Raw genomic sequence first — 16,063 nt, 5'->3', positions numbered from 1 at the left:
TACGTAAGGGTTGTATGATTCTATGCAGCTGTTAAAGCAAGTGCGCAAAAACAGTAGAATGCCAGCTATTTTTGAATGGAACTTCCCATTTCTGATTAAGATCTTCAAGGGTTAGTACCATGTTATTGAATACAATGGTATCGGGGGTAATCTGTTTGATATTGACAAGGGTTTCAAAATCTTCCTTATTGGTAACCTTTACATCGTCATTCACCTTATAGGCCATGTTGAAGCGATTGAAAAGATCCACGTGATATTCCTGTTCAATTTCTTTAATGAGTCGCACTGAGCTGTCGATAGAACAGCCAGTGACATTTGCCTGAGTTTCATCTACCACGAGAATGATGAAATAACCATAACGGATTTCTGCAGTTGCCAGTAATTCATTGCCGTGGGCTTTCCACTGATTGGTAAAAACAGCTAATTTATCAATAATCTGATTTTCTTCTGTAGAAGTAAATTTGCGATCGCTTTGGTATACCCAAACTCTGGATTGTGGAGAAAAACTCATATACAAATTTAGTATTTTAATTAATTTGCTGTCATTAAAACGTTGTCGCTATGAAAAAGTTTACACTTGGCTTGAAAATATCGCTTTGTTCGGTATTCTGCGTAGGTTTATTTGCTTTTTCTGATCCTGAAACCATGGAGCAATATGCTGGGTTTCTTCAAAAAACACTGCTTGATCATTACGATGCTTCACAGGAAAACAGCCAGATTAAATCTTATGAACTCAATGTTACTAACAATGGTTTCTGCCGGTACAAGCGTTATTTCAAAAGCGGCAAAACAGAATATTTCGCGTTTAAATTATCTAAATTCAAAGACATGAACTATCTGGGGGACGCGAGTGCAGGTAAGTTATTCCTCCAAACCAAAGGTGATGATATCATCGTGCAGACCTATAAAGATAAAGGCGGGGATGTGGATTCGATGACAACTCAACTGATGATCCCCCTAAGAAATGTGGAGGCAGAAGATCTGAACCTCATCCGCGATAATCTGGAGCGGATTACCAAGTTACCATTGAACCCCTAGAGACCCATTCGCTCAATCACTCATTCTCTAATTAGGCTATTCTCTCACCCGATCATTACCGCTAAAGTCCGTTTGCCCTTGCAGTGATTTCTGCAATATCAAGTACTTTTACTTCCTGCTCCTTATCTTTTAGTTTAACCCCGTCGCTCAGCATGGTCATGCAGAATGGACAACCTGCTGCAATAAATTCAGGTGCAGTTTCCAATGCTTCTTCTACGCGTTCCACATTGATGTCTTTTTTCCCTTTCTCAGGTTCTTTAAACATCTGTGCACCCCCCGCACCACAGCACAGACCATTGCTTTTGCAGCGTTTCATTTCTACCAGCTGGGCATCCAGTACTTCTAAAGCTTTACGCGGGGCTTCGTAAATTCCGTTTCCGCGTCCCAGATAACAAGGGTCATGATAGGTGATTTTTTTACCCTTAAAGCTTTCGCCACCTTCAGCTTTTAATTTGCCTTCATTAATCAAATCCTGGATGAGCTGCGTGTGGTGGATTACCTCGTAGGTGCCGCCTAGTCCGGGGTATTCATTTTTAATAGTATTGAAGCAATGCGGACAACCGGTAACAATTTTTTTGATGTTATAAGCATTGAGTACCTCGATGTTGGTCATTGCCTGCATTTGAAAAAGGAATTCGTTTCCGGCGCGCTTTGCAGGATCGCCGGTACAGCTTTCTTCCGTACCAAGTACTGCATATTTGATGCCTACATGATGCAAAATCTTACAGATATCACGGGTGATTTTTTGTGCCCGCTCATCGTAACTTCCGGCACAGCCCACCCAAAATAGTATTTCTGGTTCTTCTCCTGCGGCCATTAGTTCGGCCATTGTAGGTACTTTAAATTCCATCTTTTTATTTAGTATCTAGTATTAAGTATTGCCCGACTACTTCTCCTCTGCCCAGTTAAAACGATCGGCAGGTGAGTACTTCCAGGGTGCCTGATTATTCTCAATGTTTCCCATCATCGCATTAATGCTTGACGGGGCTTGCGATTCTTCCATAACTGCAAAGCGGCGTAACTCCGTAATGATTTGCAATGGGTCGATATTTACCGGGCACGCTTCTACGCAGGCATTGCAACTGGTACAAGCCCATATTTCTTCTCTGGTAATATAATCATCAAGCAATGATTTTCCATCCTGATGCTCCGCGCCATTTTTATCAATATTTTTGCCGATCTCCGTAATCCTGTCACGGGTATCCATCATAATCTTTCGTGGTGAAAGCAGCTTGCCTGTAATGTTCGCCGGACAAACGGAGGTACAGCGACCACATTCCGTACAGGTATAGGCATTCATCAGATTTACCCAGGAAAGGTCAGTGGCATCTTTAGCCCCGAACTTACCAGGAGTGGTTTCAGCAGGAATAAAGGAAGGATCGAGCATTGCCTTTACTTCATTCGTTACCGATTCCATATTGGTGAAAGCACCTTTAGGCTCCAGGTTTGAAAAATAGGTATTTGGAAAGGCAAAGAGAATATGGAAATGCTTTGAGTAGGGGAGATAGTTTAAAAACGCTAGAATGCCAATGATGTGAAACCACCAGCAACCTCGTTCAATAATCACTAATGCATTTTCTGTTGAAGGCAACATGTTCATCAGGTACTGACTCACCGGGAAACTACCTGCAACAATGTAATGCCCTGAACCCAATACCTGTAATTTGGCGTCAGCCGCATTCATCAGTAAGAAGGCACTCATCAAAAGGATTTCAGTGAAAAGGATGTAGTTGGCGTCAGACTTCGGCCATCTGGTCATCTCTACTCCCCTGAACCGTTTGAGCTTTAATACATTCCTGCGGATCAGGAAAATCGCACAGGATACCCAAACGGTAAGTGCCAGGATTTCAAAAGATCCGATCAGGAAGTTATATAAACCACCTAAGCCATGGAAAATGCGATGGGTTCCAAATATACCGTCGATCATGATTTCCAGTACTTCGATGTTGATGATGACAAAACCGATGTATACAAAAAAGTGAAGAAATGCCGGGATTGGACGAACGACCATTTTCGACTGACCAAAAGCCACACGAATCATGGTCATTAAACGTTTCTGAGGCTGGTCCTTACGGTCGGCCGGTTTTCCTAAACGGATGTTGCGGATAATTTTACGCAGATTCACTGCAAACAGCACTGATGCTGCCAGTGTAATTACTAGAAAAAGGATCTGAGCCACCATGCAAAATTAGATTGTTAACGCTAAATTATGATATTAATCCTAATAAAATACTATGCATGCATAAAAAAATAGTTAAAATTTATTGTTTGTATTCATTCTAAGGAGTGTTTAGGGGGTGAAGTGAAAATTAATTTGTTGATTATCAATGGGTGAATGAAATATTCGAAAAAAAGTTTTGCTTTTGGAAAAAGAACACTACATTTGCAATCCCAAACGGGAGGTGCCATAGCTCAGTCGGTAGAGCAAAGGACTGAAAATCCTTGTGTCCCTGGTTCGAATCCAGGTGGCACCACTTCCAAAAGCCTTTCAGTAATGTTAGGCTTTGTTTTTGGAATGCCCTCCAATGGAATTGGAGAGATAAATTTTTAAAGTTATTGCATTTGCAGAAAAGAATCTTAGATTTGCAGACCTTAACAAACGGTGCCATAGCTCAGTCGGTAGAGCAAAGGACTGAAAATCCTTGTGTCCCTGGTTCGAATCCAGGTGGCACCACATTAAAAGCCTTTCAGAAATGAGAGGCTTTTTTATTTTTATCTCGCTCGTTATTTACTCATAATCATTGCATATCAACATCAAAAAGCAATTTAATCGGCAGATTTAGTTAATTCACCGATACATTGGTGGTTACATATCATAAATACTTGTATATTGAGTTGTTGTTTTGAGTTTTTTACTTTTGCAAACAACCAAAGTCGATATCAATACGTATTTAAAAAAATACACCACCTACATGAAGAATAATAAACTAGTGAGCACACTGATTCTGGCGACTATCGGAATTGGTTTTATAATGTCGTGCAAGAAAACTTCAGTGACACCTGAAGTGACTACCACAACTACTACCACTACTACAACTGCTGTTTCGGGCACCCGCGCGGAATTGACAAAAGATTCTATCTTTTTGTATGCGAAGGAGCTTTACTACTGGAATAGCTCTTTGCCTACCTACGAGGTGTTCAAGCCACGTGCTTTTGCCTCTAACGATGCTGAGCTATATGCCATGACCCAGTATTCGCTTGACCCAACAACCGGAAAGCCTTACGAATATGTTAGCACTTCCAGTGAGCCTAAATATTCGTTTTTTGATTACACCTCTACTACAGGAAGCACCGGAGTATTAAAGGCCGATTTAAATGGTACCTCTACAGACTACGGTTTTTCAGTGATGTATAATACCAAGACGGATTTGCGTGTGAAATATGTTTATCCGAATTCTCCTGCTGCACTCCAGGGGTTGACCAGGGGATGTCAGATCACCAGCATCAACGGTAGAACCGACCTGACTTATGACACGGCACTTATTCCGTTTCTGAATAGCGCAATTTTTGGTACCAATGCAAGTGTAAGGTTGACTTTTACCGATTTAAACAAAGTGTCAAAAAGCGTTGTTGTTACCAGCGCGAACTATACCGTTAATCCGATTTTGTATACGCATGTTTATACGGTAGGTACCAAAAAAGTGGGATATATTGTATTTAATAGTTTTACCAATAACGTTACTTCGGCGTTGAGTACCACTTTCTCTGATTTTGCAAGTCAGGGTGTAACCGAGCTGGTGGTTGATTTAAGATATAATGGCGGGGGTTATGTTTCAACCGCTACGCAAATCTCTAACCTTGCTGTACCCGCAGGAAAAACCGGTACAACCATGTTCACTTATTATTATAACAGTTACCTGCAGGGTTTAACTACTACGGCCGCCAGGAAGGCGTCTATTCTGGTACATCAGCCACTGCTTGATGCTGCCGGAAAACTGCAGACTTTTACCACCGGGGTAAACGGTAAGTACGCTACCTACGCAGATCTTAATTATTTGCCTACAGCCTCTGATAACATTGAGAAGTTTGCCAAATCGGGATCACTTGATTTAAGCAGGATCTACTTTCTGGTTACCGGATCTACAGCCTCGGCAAGTGAGCTTACTATTAATAACCTTCGTCCGGTGCTCGACGTAAAAATTATTGGTACCACCACCTATGGCAAACCTGTTGGCTTTTTTCCGGTAAGGATTGAGAATTTTGATATGTACATCCCGGAGTTTGAAACAAAAAATCAGGCCGGTACAGGTGGGTATTATTCGGGACTTACGCCAGATAAGGAAGCTTATGAAGACCTTACAAAGGCCTGGGGTGATGAGAGCGAAACGCTGCTATATTATGCCTTACTATACGCGAAGAGCGGCAGCTTTGTCACCACTGCAGCGAAAACAGCAAGTTTAAAGGTTTCATCGACCACCATGCCGGCACAATTATCAAGTGCTGAGATTAAAGCCGTAGCAGAAAGCCTGGATCAAAATGGTTTTAAAGGAATGCTCGCCAGGCCTGAAAGGAAATTTTAAATAAAACAAAGAATCCCGCTACTGGCGGGATTCTTTGTTTTACAACAATATTTTACTGCTGATATCTTTATTAATGGTGATGTAACCCGGATACTTCACTGGTGTATTGCCCAGCATAAAGGTTGGTTTAATTTTAATGGTTAGCAGTCCGAGTTTTTCATCTTTAGATGAAGCGCCTTTTTGTGCTGCCTTGATGATGTCGTTAAACACATTGCCATTTGAAACTAAGCCGTAAATATTACTGGTCAGCTGAACCGGAACGGTAACGGTTTGTCCTTGTGCAATACTCACATTCTGGTTCACTATCCCTTCTGCCAGATCGGTATTATTCACAAGTATTTTATATTCAAACTGGTTAATAGCTGCCAGGTTGCCTGAAGGATTCGATATTTCAAGATTAAGATTTGCACGCAGCGGAATGTCTTTTCTCAATAAACCCAATGCAACTCCCGGTAGGCTCGTCAGATTAAAGCTTTGCTCGTTAAGCAGTTTTTTTACATCTGTACCGGCAATACTAACCTGTTGCACACCAGTGATGCGGTATTTACAATCTTCGAGCGCTTTGATTTGTTGCGCCTGCCTGTTGATGCCACAGCTCCAAAGGGTTAAGGCAATAAAGCCAATTAATAATGTGTTTTTCATGTTAATCATAACGCCAAATTAGTAAAACTATTTCAGCTGTAATGTGCGTTAACAAAATTTAAGGTTTAAGCGCTTGGCGTGATGGTTTCAATCTGATCCCGTTCATCATCAGCATCTTCATTTCCTCCCTCATCAGAATGGTCATCGGGAGTTGCTTCTGCACTTTCAGCCGGTTTTGCACTATCAGCTGGCTCTGTATCTTCAGTCGCTTGCGTATCTTCAGCTGGTGTTTCCTGCTCTTCAGCTGACTCCGCTTCCTTTGGTTGGTCTTGAGTGGTTCCGGAACTATCCGGCGCCTGATCCGCAGCCTCACTCACTTTTTTCTCATGTGTGGATGGCACAACTGTCTCTATTTCCAATTGCGCGTCGTCAGTAGGTTTTGGCTGATTATCTTTCTGATCGATATTTTTTTCCTCGTTTTCCATAATTTACTTTTCTATATAAATACGATCAACTAGGTTTTTGTTTGATTTCGTTTTCCTGAATGTGCATTATAAATAACGAACATACTGTTTTTCAGGCTGATGAAATTGAGATTCTGTCCCTAACTATTAGAGATTAGTCTTGGATGTGCTGAGGTGTCTGAGGTGATAAAAAACCAGTGGCCTAATATATGTCGGGTGCTACAATTATTTCGGAGCGCCTAAATGAAATTGCGCGTAATCTTTCCTTTAATAATATACAAGGCCATGATACTTTCCTTAGCGATAATAGTGTCTCCTTTAAAATTAGGGTTCGATGAACGAAGGATCAGCTTATTTTCATCGCTGTGTTGGTGTATCAGTTTGATGCTCCTCAGGTGATTTGCTTTTTCATCAGTCATGATGACATAAGCTTCGCCCCATTGTAATATTTCGAAGTTGGTAATTTCCCTTACGGCAATAATTTCGCCTGAGGCATATTTGGGATACATGCTGTCGCCATACACCGGCAGGTAGCAGGTACAATCGTTAAAAGGTTTATAGTTGACAAAGTATTCAGCTTGTTCATCACCAAAAGAGCGAATGTCATTATCAGAGAGGCTTACGTTGAAGTAAGGCACGCCTTCTTTGGATTCGGATACGACGGGGCCTTTTTTTAGAAAAGGCTCACCTTCTCCGGTTTCGAGCCAGTTAATGTTCACATTGAACTTAAAATCAAGCCGTTCTTTAAATGGGTTCGTAATAGGCCTTTTTCCGCTAATCATGGGAGAGATTGTTCCAGGTTCCAGATTTAAACCGGAAGCAAAATCCTTTTGAGTTTTAAAGCCAAGCTTATCCATAAGGATTTTAAGACGCTGATTTTCAGAAAGCATAAGTATATTAATAACTTTTTCTAATTATTATTAGATAATCTAATTATTCTTTGTATGTTTAAACTATCATCCCGCAAGATAATTAAAATGTGAAATAAACAAATGATTATGAAACGCAATGATGAAATCAAAATGGATGATTATCCATTCTTGTGGACTTTTTCAAACTTCAGCAGTTGGGATGGGGTAGCCTGCGAAATCGACTTCCTGGATGATTGGTTACAAATGCTCATCGACCCTGAGTATCTGCCTGAAGGGGAGCAACTATCGCGAACAATGTTATTTTATGATAACCTTATTGATCTGTTTGATTCTGCTTATAGGTTTAATAAAGCAGTAGCAAAGGGCGGACAGCATCTGGTGAAATTATCAACCCTAAGCCAATACGAGCTCTTTTTGGAAAATGATTGTATCCCATATCAAACCAGGTACCTCAATGAAAAAGAAAGACTGAATCCCTCGCTTTGCCTGGCTTTTATTGAAGACAAAGGGAAATTGAAACTGCTTAAAGAGAAACTGGCCCGCTGGTTTAAATATAGCTTACTGGCTACTGAATGTAATGAGCTTAGTGACCTTCTTTTTCCATTACTCACCAATATCCGCAAACTAATTGAGGCTACTTTTTTACTGAAAGAACGTTTGAAAGAAACTGCTTATCAGACTCCCCACCGGCTGACTTTTAAAGATACCTGCCCCTATCTGCTAAGTGATGATATGCTTCACAATCCATACTTACAGGTCATTCAATTTTTCGAGGGGGCAAGCCTGCATGGCGCCCGGAGAGACTTACGTGACTGGCTGAAGGCTTGTATGACGGATGGAGTTCACCTAAAGCCTGGTGACATGAATTATAGTTTCGAGCGGCTAACGCTTTTGATACAGGCGGCACATCTGATTGTCGAACATAAGCTTCCCTATCGTCAGCAAAAGGAGTATTGCACAAACAAATTTACTTTTGGCGACTGGATTCAAGGGGTGAGGGAACGCCAATTGGAAGAAGATTATACGGGGATTAAGGAATATGAGCTAACCGTACTCACTGCCGCGGAAATCCAGCATCCGCTTGAAGCGCTTGCCCCTTTGGTAGATTTGGAAAGTATTAAGGAGATGCGGTATGGATTAAAGGAATGGCTTTATTATGCAGGAACCGACGGCGATCCGCTGGCACTGGCCGATGATACCTTTGGTTTCCCGCTCTTTGAAAAGCTGGAAAAACTGGTGGAGTTGTGCTTTGTGCTCGTCGTACTTCAAACTAAAGGAATGAAGAGAGAGGAGGTGGAAAATGGAAAATAAAAGTAAAAGCCGGTTTGAAGATACCTGCCCCTTACTGCTGGAGCCACATATGGAGATGAATCCCTACCGTCAGATCATGGAATTTTATCACGGCGCAAGCTTGCATGTATACAGAACTGAGCTGCGTAAGTGGCATAATGCCTGTATGGCGAACGGACTTAAAATCAAAAAGGCAGGTCCGCTGGTTTACTTTCATCAGCAGCTCACTCAGTTGCTACAGGCCTGTTACTTAATCACTACGCAGCAGCTCCATTATGTTCCCGAAGCGAGTTACAGCGATAGCGAACCGACTTTTGGCGATTGGATTATGAGGGTGTGGGCGCGGGCCATTAAGGAAAAAGATAAGGGATATAAAGAATACCAACTCCTGAGGCTTAAAAAGAAAGAGATGAAGAATCCATTAAAAGCACTCACACCAATCGTTACCCTTGAGAATATTACCAAACTGAGGTATGGATTATCGGAATGGCTATATTTTGGCTTGGTTAAAGACGATAATCTGGCCATGATTGACGCTAAATATGGGTTTCCCCTGCTCAAAGAGCTCGAGAAAACACTTGAACTTAGTTTTATCCTGGTCGTGCCGCAAGCGATTCAATATTTGAAAAAAGAAACGGAGGCTGGAAATGACTAAAGATGTTGAAGAGGGTCTTTCGAAAACCAAAGCAGTCCCTGCCAAGGCGCTTACCGCCAGGCAGAAAGAAGCAGCTGTTAAAAAGTTTGTAAAGCTTTTGGTAACGGTTATCCCGGTTTCCTGTATATTCAGATGCAGGCCAGCGGGACAGACCATACGCTTAATTGTGGTGTTGGATAAGTTCAAGTATCAGGTGATAGATGAAACCAAACGGATTTTATCTTTTATCACTCTTGACCAACCTGAGGTAGAAATCCTTTATCAGACCTATGGATTGCTCAATGATCATTTAACCCGGGGACATGCATTTTACTCCAGAGAATGCGACAGTAGTCAATGCATTTACCTGAAAGCCGAAGCGCATCAACTACCGGAAACTCCGGAAGAGTTGATTGAAGAAGCAATGCTTAATACCGAGGCCTATCTGAATATGGTTTTTGCCAGAATCAATGACTTCATGGAAACAGCGACGGAGCTCATTAAATCCAATAAGCTGACGCTGGCTGCCTTTATGCTCCATCAAAGTTGTGAGCAACTGTACCGCTTAGTTGGTTTGGTATTCTGGGGCAAAGAAATCCGGAGCCACCAGTTGCCGGACCTGCGTAAAACGGTAAGTTTTTATTTTCCTGAGGTTCGACAAATTTTTCATGAGAAAGAAAGAAAGGAGCTCCAATACCTGGCGCTGCTGCAAAGTTCCTATCTGGGTTTTCGGTATGAAGATGATTTTAGTGTGGAGCTGGATGATGTGGTGTATATGAGGGATAAATTAGTGGAATGGGTTGAGAATTACGATTTGCTATTAAACCATTTAGATTTACGCGAAATTAAGTCTAAACATGGGCCAACAGGAAGTCAGCATCAACGTTAAGTTCTTTATGCACAGCTTTCAAAAAGTCTATGTCTACCCTTTGTTTGCCATTAAGTATTAGCGAGAGTTTAGCAGGACTCACATGAAGTTTTTTAGCCATATCCGCCTGTTTGATTTTCATTTCAAACATTCGCATCTCAATCATGCCGGATAAGCTGTCTGGTTGCTCGATTACGTACACTTGTTGCTCATAAGCTTGTGCAGAAAGTGCCAGTGCACGGATCTCAGCTAATTCTGCAGTAGTAGCTTTATCGCTCCCTTTTGCCATTAAAGCATCAATCTTAGACATTACAGATTCGTAATCTCCTTTATTTTTTATTTTTTTAATCATCCCCATAATCTTAAATCTTATTCTATCAGGAAAAAATCTCAATCAAATTATTGAACAGTCTTTTAGTTTATCATATTCGGCATGGGTACCAACGAAACGAATGTATACCGTCCTGATGTCGAAGAAAATCATGGCTATAAGTCTGTAGTGATTTCCTTTGATATTAAAAACAAATCTATCATTACCAATTGCGTCAACACTACCAAAAATTTGCTTCATTTCATGAAAATCTGACCAATCAGAATGAGTAAGTAATCTATACCAATTATTCAAAGGGTCTTTTGCCGTAGAATGAACAGTATAAAACTCCTTTAACTTTCCATAACTGATAACGACCATACTAATTTATTGTTTAGCAAATTTAATAAAAATTTAGAAAATCTAAATAATATTATTACTCGCCAGATCATCTACCTTAGGCGACACGCCTGGCATATCTTTAAAAAACTAAAAAGAGCTTAATATCACCATCAGACTTTTTTGCTTTTCAAACGTTTTTGAATCATTTCGTTTAAATCTCTGCGAGTTAATCCTATTTTTGAGGAAAATAAAATCATGGCCATCATATACCGGGAAATACAAGAAAAGGATAATTTTAAGCTCGCAGAGCTGATCAGGACTATTCTCAGGGAATTTAAGATCGATAAGCCCGGAACAGTTTACACCGACCCGACGACCGATCATTTATCAACCGTATTTGAAACCAGTGCCTCTGCGTATTGGATTGCTGAAGAGGATGGGGAGATTATTGGAGGTTGTGGTATATATCCCACTGAAGGTTTGCCGGAAGGTTGTGTGGAGCTGGTAAAGCTGTATACTGCTGCAGAGGCCAGAGGCAAAGGTGTGGGCAAAACCCTGATGCAAAAAAGCATTGAATCTGCCCAGCACTTTGGCTATAATGAAGTTTACCTGGAATCTTTTCCAGAACTTACTACGGCGATTTCCATGTATGAAAAAGCGAATTTTAAAAGACTTTCGGCAGCTCTTGGCAATTCAGGGCATTTTGCCTGCAACGTGTGGATGCTGCTGGTGCTTTAGGAAGAGGGGAGTATTTAACCCTTATCCCCCAACTCTGTTTTCTTCTTCACCAGTTCCTGTTTTCCTGCTGCGGGCGGTTTTAATTTTCATATTGCCGAATTTATAGCTCAGGTTTACAGAGATTTTCCGGTTTTCCCATTCGTTTTGCCAATAAGTGTTAATGTTGTTGTAAGCCAGGTTAGCCCTGAATTTTCCAGTAGCAAACACGTCATTTAGTCGTACCGAAAGGGTTGCATTTTTTTTCCAGAAGCTTTTTTTTGCGCCCACACTTACAGCGTAATTTTCTAAGTTACGATACAGGCCAGAAACCGAAGGTGCTTCATAATAACCATACAGCGTTAAAGAATAGTTTTTAGGTAAGGTAAAAGTATTGTCGCTGCTTACGCCCCAGCTCCATTTAGACACGTTATAGCCTGAGCCCTGAACAGGGGAGGTAATTTTATTGTAAGAGGCAGACAATTCTGTATTGTTGTTCCACCATTTAACCACATCAAAAGGACTGCCGGTGGCAAAGTATAAATTCGTTTCCTTATTTAGGTTTTCCGGCCGACTGATACTTTCTTTGCTGGCATCGTTCTGATAAATGACATTAGATTGTGAGCCGTTTACCGTTGAATAGCTTACCGTTAGTACCCTGAAATTTTTGAGGTTGTAATTTACTTCGAAATTATCTGCGTAAGATGGCTGTAGAAGCGGGTTACCCTGAAGCGCAGTATATGGATCGGAATAAAAGGCAAATGGATTTAAACTGCTGTACGATGGGCGATTGATACTTTTACGGTAGGATGCGGCAAGCTGATGGTCTTTGTTGATTTTATACAGTGCTGAAACATTTGGGAAAAGCTTCCAGTAGTTTCGCTTAATGCTGGTGTTTGAACCCGAAGAGAAGCCATTTCCCCTGGTTTGCTCTATACGTGCCCCGATTTTAAAATCAAATGTCTTAAAACTTTGATTAAGCGAAACGTAGCCTGCATTAATGTTTTCATTATAGCTGAATAGATTGGTTCTCCTCGGGTCATTAATCCACCCCACAGTTTTCAGTGAATCAAACTGAACGTCGCTTAAGGATTTTACCCAGCTGCTTTTTAAACCAGCTTCCAGCTTCAGATTTTTCGTGAAGGGGTGGGTATAATCTAATTTGAGTGCATAGATAGAAACGTCACCCATGCCATTATCGCGAAGCTGAACAGGCGGGCTGGTTAAATTGCCATTTCCATCCAGATAGGTATTGGTAAAAGAAGAAACCCTGTCGTTCGTGTAGTTCACATAATCAGCGTCAAAACCAAGTTCTTTACCTGTGGTATCAATTTTGAAGCGGTAGTTGAAATTTAAGGCATGGTTGTCTGATCCATTATCCTGAGGGTTAACCATGTTTACTTCACCCTGTTTAATGCCTTGTGCATTGTAATTTGGAGAATTGCTGTCAACATTCGTTTTAACAGGGGAGGTGTAACCCTTAAACATTAAGCCGATGGTATGTCGCTCATTGATAAAATAATCTGCACCTGCTGAGTAATTTAAGCTATTGGTTATAGGATGCCAGAAATTAACCTGATTGAAAGTTTCATTCCCGATTGTCCGGTTCAACGTTAAGCGGTTGAAAGAATTATAGTGACCTGCATTTAGACGGACATAGCTGCTCAGCTTTCCAGCATTATGGTTCAGGTTGACGCCACCATAGATTTTTTCATACTTCCCATAACCGCCACCAAGGTTGGCATTACCATTGGTACCTTCCATCTTATTTCTTTTCAGCTTAATATTGATGAAACCGCCTGTTCCTGCCGCATCAAACGAGGCTGGTGGATTTGAAATCAGTTCGATTTTGCTGAGCACAGATCCGGGAAGCGACTTCAGGTAGGTGGTCAGTTCGGCGCCGCTCATATAGCTTAACTTACCATCTATCATTACATTGACACCACTTTTCCCTTTCATAATGATATTTTCATCTTTATCGAGCTTAATGCCTGGCGCCCTGCTGATGACTTCCAACGCATTGTCTCCAGCAGTATTCATTTGCTCCACGTTTACAATGGTACGGTCGGCCTTCTGATCGATCACCGGCGTTTTAGAAACGATGTTTACTTCTTTCAAATTTGTAGATTGATCAGCGAGGCTGATCGCAGGAACCAGAAAATTTTCTTTATTGATTTCGAAGGTAGCAGAACGGTTTTTTTGGTAACCAATCATCAAAGCCTTAATCAGATATTTTCCTGGTTTCACAGTACTGAATTCATAAACGCCGTCTTTGTTGGTCGACTGTAAACCCATCGATACCGAATCGGGCAACCTGATTAGTGAAACTGAGGCGTAATCCAGTGCCTTTTTATTTTGATCGGTAATTAACCCGTTTACCTTAAAGGTTTGAGCGCTTACCTGAAAATACATGAATAAAAGTAAAAGGGTGCTGAATGTTTTAGAGAACATGTTCATATGGTTGTGTTTAATTGACAGTTCAAAAATGCAAACGTTGCCTGTGCAGGAAAATAAAATGATACCAAGGCCTCAAAATATTATCCCAACCCGAAACATTATCCTTTTATGGTTTGGTCCCCGAAAACCAGGTGTTGGGATAATTTTTATTAGGTTTGGAATAAGAAGATTTATCCAACGAAAAGCTTTATTTAGTTTTAGAACATGAAAAAAATTAAAACCATTCTGATACATATTGTCTGCTGGTTGCTGGTACTGGGCTATTTGTATGGGGGCGCACTCCTGAATGGCATTAGCTTTAACCGGGCGGCCTTTAACATATCCATGAACTTTACGCAATTGGTTCAGTTTTATATTTGTTATTTGTGGGTATACCCCAAATTCCTGAAACGGGATAAAGTGGTACAGCTGGTTGCAGGAATTATTTTCGCCATGGCGGCTTTTATAGTCATCAGGTATACCATTGAGGAAGTGCTGTATTTAAAATGGTTTAATATTCACAATTACAGCGATGATACTACAGCCTGGGCTTACATTTCGGACAACATTTACTGGAGTATTGCTTTTGTGGTTGTTCCTGCTGCGGTGTACGGTATAGAGATGAGCTTTAAAACAGAACGCATGAACCTCAAACTTAAAGATGAAGTGGTAAAGGCCGAACTGATGTTTTTAAAGTCGCAGATTAATCCACACTTTTTGTATAACACGCTGAATTATGTGTACTCTCTGGCTATTCCGGTTTCCGACAAGCTGGCGAACGCGGTTTTGAAATTGTCGGATCTGATGCGTTATACGTTGCACGAAAGCCCGGATGGAAAGGTAAGCTTAGACAAAGAGGTAGAATACCTGGAAAGCTATATAGCTTTATTCAAGATGCGCTTTGAACCTCATTTTTTTGTAGACTTCCTTATTGAGGGGGTAACCGACCAAAAGGTTGCGGCTTTGATGCTGATTCCCTTTGTGGAAAATGCTTTTAAACATGGTGTGGTAAATGAAGAAAAATCTCCTGTCCGTATTAAATTAAGGGTGGTAGGGAAACGCTTAAGTTTTGAAGTCAGCAATAAAATCAGCCGTGCACAAAAAGATCATTCCAGTGGGGTAGGTTTGGTTAACCTGCAGAGAAGGTTAAACTTGATTTATCCGGAGCAGCATGAGCTACTGGTTTCCAATAACGGCAATACCTACAAAACCACTTTAGTACTAAATATTTAAATTTACCCGCCTTAATTAAAATAGATATGATCCGTTGCTTAGCTGTTGATGATGAATCTTACGCCTCAGATATCATTGCTGCCTTTATCAATAAAACACCATTCCTGGAGCTCGTAGGCACCACCACAAATGCCTTCGAGGCGCTAAACTTGGTACAAGAAGGGAAAGTAGACCTTGTTTTTCTGGATATACAGATGCCCGAACTAACAGGCATTCAGTTTCTGAAAATCTGTGGCGGCAAGTGCAAGGTCATTTTAACTACCGCTTATCCCGAATATGCCCTGGAGGGTTTTGAACTGGATGTGGTTGACTACTTGCTCAAACCCATTTCTTATGAGCGTTTTTATAAGGCTGCGCTGAAAGCGCAACAAATCCTTTCCCCGCCACAATATGAAGTGATCGCTGCGCCTGTTGCTTCTGCTACCAGCGACTTCATCTTTATTAAAGGCGAAACGAAAAACAAATTTATCAAAGTCAACTATGATGATATCCTGTATATTGAGGGGTTGAAGAATTATGTTTCTGTTTATACAGCGTCACAGCGGATTATTACTTATCAGGCTTTGCGGGAGCTGGAAAATGATTTGCCTAAACCTCCGTTTTACCGTGTGCACAAATCTTACATCATTTCGCTGGATAAAATTAAGATGGTGGATGGGAACACGCTCTATATCGGTGATCAATCTATACCGGTTGGGGAAACCTATAAAGAAGAGTTTTTTAAAGTAATCAGGGAGCGGAAATAGAAAAGGCAGACATT

General features: G+C 41.0%; 17 protein-coding genes and 2 tRNA genes. 10 read left to right on the top strand and 9 right to left on the bottom strand.

The window, feature by feature from the left end; all coding sequences use genetic code 11:
• Positions 1-31 precede the first annotated feature (31 nt).
• The gene (locus AB669_RS04870; RefSeq protein WP_047798177.1) at positions 32-511 is read right to left on the bottom strand and encodes a hypothetical protein; all 480 of its coding nucleotides are present in this window, start codon (positions 509-511) and stop codon (positions 32-34) included.
• A gap of 50 nt (positions 512-561) precedes the next feature.
• Between AB669_RS04870 and AB669_RS04865 the strand changes: the two genes are divergently transcribed.
• Complete coding sequence (locus AB669_RS04865; RefSeq protein WP_047798176.1) at positions 562-1,038, top strand: hypothetical protein; 477 nt, start codon at positions 562-564, stop codon at positions 1,036-1,038.
• Between the two features lie 61 nt (positions 1,039-1,099).
• Here the strand turns inward: AB669_RS04865 and AB669_RS04860 are convergent, their stop codons facing one another.
• Both AB669_RS04860 and AB669_RS04855 read right to left on the bottom strand, forming a co-directional pair.
• Positions 1,100-1,888 (bottom strand): (Fe-S)-binding protein, encoded by a 789-nt coding sequence (locus AB669_RS04860; RefSeq protein ID WP_047798175.1) that lies wholly within the window; start codon positions 1,886-1,888, stop codon positions 1,100-1,102.
• 36 nt (positions 1,889-1,924) lie between these two features.
• Positions 1,925-3,220 carry a (Fe-S)-binding protein gene (locus AB669_RS04855; RefSeq protein ID WP_047798174.1) on the bottom strand — a complete coding sequence of 432 codons (1,296 nt, stop codon included), beginning with the start codon at positions 3,218-3,220 and terminating at the stop codon, positions 1,925-1,927.
• Positions 3,221-3,439: 219 nt separating this feature from the next.
• Here AB669_RS04855 and AB669_RS04850 point away from each other — a divergent pair.
• The 3 genes from AB669_RS04850 to AB669_RS21435 all read left to right on the top strand — a co-directional run bounded on the left by AB669_RS04850 (position 3,440) and on the right by AB669_RS21435 (position 5,558).
• Positions 3,440-3,512, top strand: a tRNA-Phe gene (locus tag AB669_RS04850).
• Positions 3,513-3,639: 127 nt separating this feature from the next.
• Positions 3,640-3,712: transfer RNA gene (locus AB669_RS04845), tRNA-Phe, on the top strand.
• A gap of 238 nt (positions 3,713-3,950) precedes the next feature.
• The gene (locus AB669_RS21435) at positions 3,951-5,558 is read left to right on the top strand and encodes a S41 family peptidase (protein ID WP_156166675.1); all 1,608 of its coding nucleotides are present in this window, start codon (positions 3,951-3,953) and stop codon (positions 5,556-5,558) included.
• A 39-nt stretch (positions 5,559-5,597) separates the two neighbouring features.
• On the opposite strand, the gene AB669_RS04835 is transcribed toward AB669_RS21435, so the two are convergent.
• From AB669_RS04835 to AB669_RS04825, 3 genes are all read right to left on the bottom strand, one after another.
• A complete protein-coding gene (locus AB669_RS04835; protein WP_047798173.1) occupies positions 5,598-6,200 on the bottom strand; it encodes a hypothetical protein in 603 nt (200 codons plus the stop codon).
• 65 nt (positions 6,201-6,265) lie between these two features.
• On the bottom strand, positions 6,266-6,625 hold the full coding sequence (locus tag AB669_RS04830; protein ID WP_047798172.1) for a hypothetical protein: 360 nt from the start codon (positions 6,623-6,625) through the stop codon (positions 6,266-6,268).
• Positions 6,626-6,843: 218 nt separating this feature from the next.
• Positions 6,844-7,461, bottom strand: coding sequence for a S24 family peptidase (locus AB669_RS04825; protein WP_197082351.1), 618 nt, complete (start codon positions 7,459-7,461; stop codon positions 6,844-6,846).
• 141 nt (positions 7,462-7,602) lie between these two features.
• On the opposite strand from AB669_RS04825, the gene AB669_RS04820 reads away from it, so the two are divergent.
• Genes AB669_RS04820 through AB669_RS04810 form a run of 3 tightly spaced genes read left to right on the top strand, consistent with a single transcriptional unit; the run spans position 7,603 to position 10,289 of the window.
• Positions 7,603-8,787 (top strand): hypothetical protein, encoded by a 1,185-nt coding sequence (locus AB669_RS04820; RefSeq protein ID WP_156166674.1) that lies wholly within the window; start codon positions 7,603-7,605, stop codon positions 8,785-8,787.
• The gene (locus AB669_RS04815) at positions 8,777-9,421 is read left to right on the top strand and encodes a hypothetical protein (RefSeq protein ID WP_047798170.1); all 645 of its coding nucleotides are present in this window, start codon (positions 8,777-8,779) and stop codon (positions 9,419-9,421) included. Before AB669_RS04820 ends, AB669_RS04815 begins: the two co-directional genes overlap by 11 nt.
• Complete coding sequence (locus AB669_RS04810; protein WP_047798169.1) at positions 9,414-10,289, top strand: HEPN domain-containing protein; 876 nt, start codon at positions 9,414-9,416, stop codon at positions 10,287-10,289. The genes AB669_RS04815 and AB669_RS04810 overlap by 8 nt, the downstream gene beginning before the upstream one ends.
• Here the strand turns inward: AB669_RS04810 and AB669_RS04805 are convergent.
• The gene (locus tag AB669_RS04805; protein ID WP_231582623.1) at positions 10,252-10,626 is read right to left on the bottom strand and encodes a type II toxin-antitoxin system HigA family antitoxin; all 375 of its coding nucleotides are present in this window, start codon (positions 10,624-10,626) and stop codon (positions 10,252-10,254) included. The genes AB669_RS04810 and AB669_RS04805 overlap by 38 nt on opposite strands.
• A gap of 36 nt (positions 10,627-10,662) precedes the next feature.
• Positions 10,663-10,959 (bottom strand): type II toxin-antitoxin system HigB family toxin, encoded by a 297-nt coding sequence (locus AB669_RS04800; RefSeq protein WP_047798168.1) that lies wholly within the window; start codon positions 10,957-10,959, stop codon positions 10,663-10,665.
• Positions 10,960-11,175: 216 nt separating this feature from the next.
• Between AB669_RS04800 and AB669_RS04795 the strand changes: the two genes are divergently transcribed.
• Positions 11,176-11,658 (top strand): GNAT family N-acetyltransferase, encoded by a 483-nt coding sequence (locus AB669_RS04795; RefSeq protein ID WP_047798167.1) that lies wholly within the window; start codon positions 11,176-11,178, stop codon positions 11,656-11,658.
• Between the two features lie 21 nt (positions 11,659-11,679).
• Here AB669_RS04795 and AB669_RS04790 read toward each other — a convergent pair whose 3' ends face one another.
• Positions 11,680-14,091 (bottom strand): outer membrane beta-barrel family protein, encoded by a 2,412-nt coding sequence (locus tag AB669_RS04790; protein ID WP_082120594.1) that lies wholly within the window; start codon positions 14,089-14,091, stop codon positions 11,680-11,682.
• Positions 14,092-14,295: 204 nt separating this feature from the next.
• Here AB669_RS04790 and AB669_RS04780 point away from each other — a divergent pair, with 204 nt between their 5' ends.
• Positions 14,296-15,303 (top strand): sensor histidine kinase, encoded by a 1,008-nt coding sequence (locus AB669_RS04780; protein WP_053058270.1) that lies wholly within the window; start codon positions 14,296-14,298, stop codon positions 15,301-15,303.
• Positions 15,304-15,329: 26 nt separating this feature from the next.
• Complete coding sequence (locus AB669_RS04775; RefSeq protein WP_047798164.1) at positions 15,330-16,049, top strand: LytTR family DNA-binding domain-containing protein; 720 nt, start codon at positions 15,330-15,332, stop codon at positions 16,047-16,049.
• Positions 16,050-16,063: the final 14 nt, after the last annotated feature.

The organism is Pedobacter sp. BMA (assembly GCF_001027745.1).
GTDB lineage: Bacteria > Bacteroidota > Bacteroidia > Sphingobacteriales > Sphingobacteriaceae > Pedobacter.
The sequence above is the reverse complement of the archived record's forward strand: the minus strand, read 5'-3'. Positions and strand labels throughout refer to the sequence as shown.

Bases quoted from the DNA above. Each gene is read 5' to 3' on its own strand.
- AB669_RS04870 (WP_047798177.1), bottom strand. From the start codon at position 511: ATGAGTTTTTCTCCACAATCCAGAGTTTGGGTATACCAAAGCGATCGC.
- AB669_RS04865 (WP_047798176.1), top strand. From the start codon at position 562: ATGAAAAAGTTTACACTTGGCTTGAAAATATCGCTTTGTTCGGTATTC.
- AB669_RS04860 (WP_047798175.1), bottom strand. From the start codon at position 1,888: ATGGAATTTAAAGTACCTACAATGGCCGAACTAATGGCCGCAGGAGAA.
- AB669_RS04855 (WP_047798174.1), bottom strand. From the start codon at position 3,220: ATGGTGGCTCAGATCCTTTTTCTAGTAATTACACTGGCAGCATCAGTG.
- AB669_RS21435 (WP_156166675.1), top strand. From the start codon at position 3,951: ATGAAGAATAATAAACTAGTGAGCACACTGATTCTGGCGACTATCGGA.
- AB669_RS04835 (WP_047798173.1), bottom strand. From the start codon at position 6,200: ATGAAAAACACATTATTAATTGGCTTTATTGCCTTAACCCTTTGGAGC.
- AB669_RS04830 (WP_047798172.1), bottom strand. From the start codon at position 6,625: ATGGAAAACGAGGAAAAAAATATCGATCAGAAAGATAATCAGCCAAAA.
- AB669_RS04825 (WP_197082351.1), bottom strand. From the start codon at position 7,461: ATGGATAAGCTTGGCTTTAAAACTCAAAAGGATTTTGCTTCCGGTTTA.
- AB669_RS04820 (WP_156166674.1), top strand. From the start codon at position 7,603: ATGAAACGCAATGATGAAATCAAAATGGATGATTATCCATTCTTGTGG.
- AB669_RS04815 (WP_047798170.1), top strand. From the start codon at position 8,777: ATGGAAAATAAAAGTAAAAGCCGGTTTGAAGATACCTGCCCCTTACTG.
- AB669_RS04810 (WP_047798169.1), top strand. From the start codon at position 9,414: ATGACTAAAGATGTTGAAGAGGGTCTTTCGAAAACCAAAGCAGTCCCT.
- AB669_RS04805 (WP_231582623.1), bottom strand. From the start codon at position 10,626: ATGGGGATGATTAAAAAAATAAAAAATAAAGGAGATTACGAATCTGTA.
- AB669_RS04800 (WP_047798168.1), bottom strand. From the start codon at position 10,959: ATGGTCGTTATCAGTTATGGAAAGTTAAAGGAGTTTTATACTGTTCAT.
- AB669_RS04795 (WP_047798167.1), top strand. From the start codon at position 11,176: ATGGCCATCATATACCGGGAAATACAAGAAAAGGATAATTTTAAGCTC.
- AB669_RS04790 (WP_082120594.1), bottom strand. From the start codon at position 14,091: ATGAACATGTTCTCTAAAACATTCAGCACCCTTTTACTTTTATTCATG.
- AB669_RS04780 (WP_053058270.1), top strand. From the start codon at position 14,296: ATGAAAAAAATTAAAACCATTCTGATACATATTGTCTGCTGGTTGCTG.
- AB669_RS04775 (WP_047798164.1), top strand. From the start codon at position 15,330: ATGATCCGTTGCTTAGCTGTTGATGATGAATCTTACGCCTCAGATATC.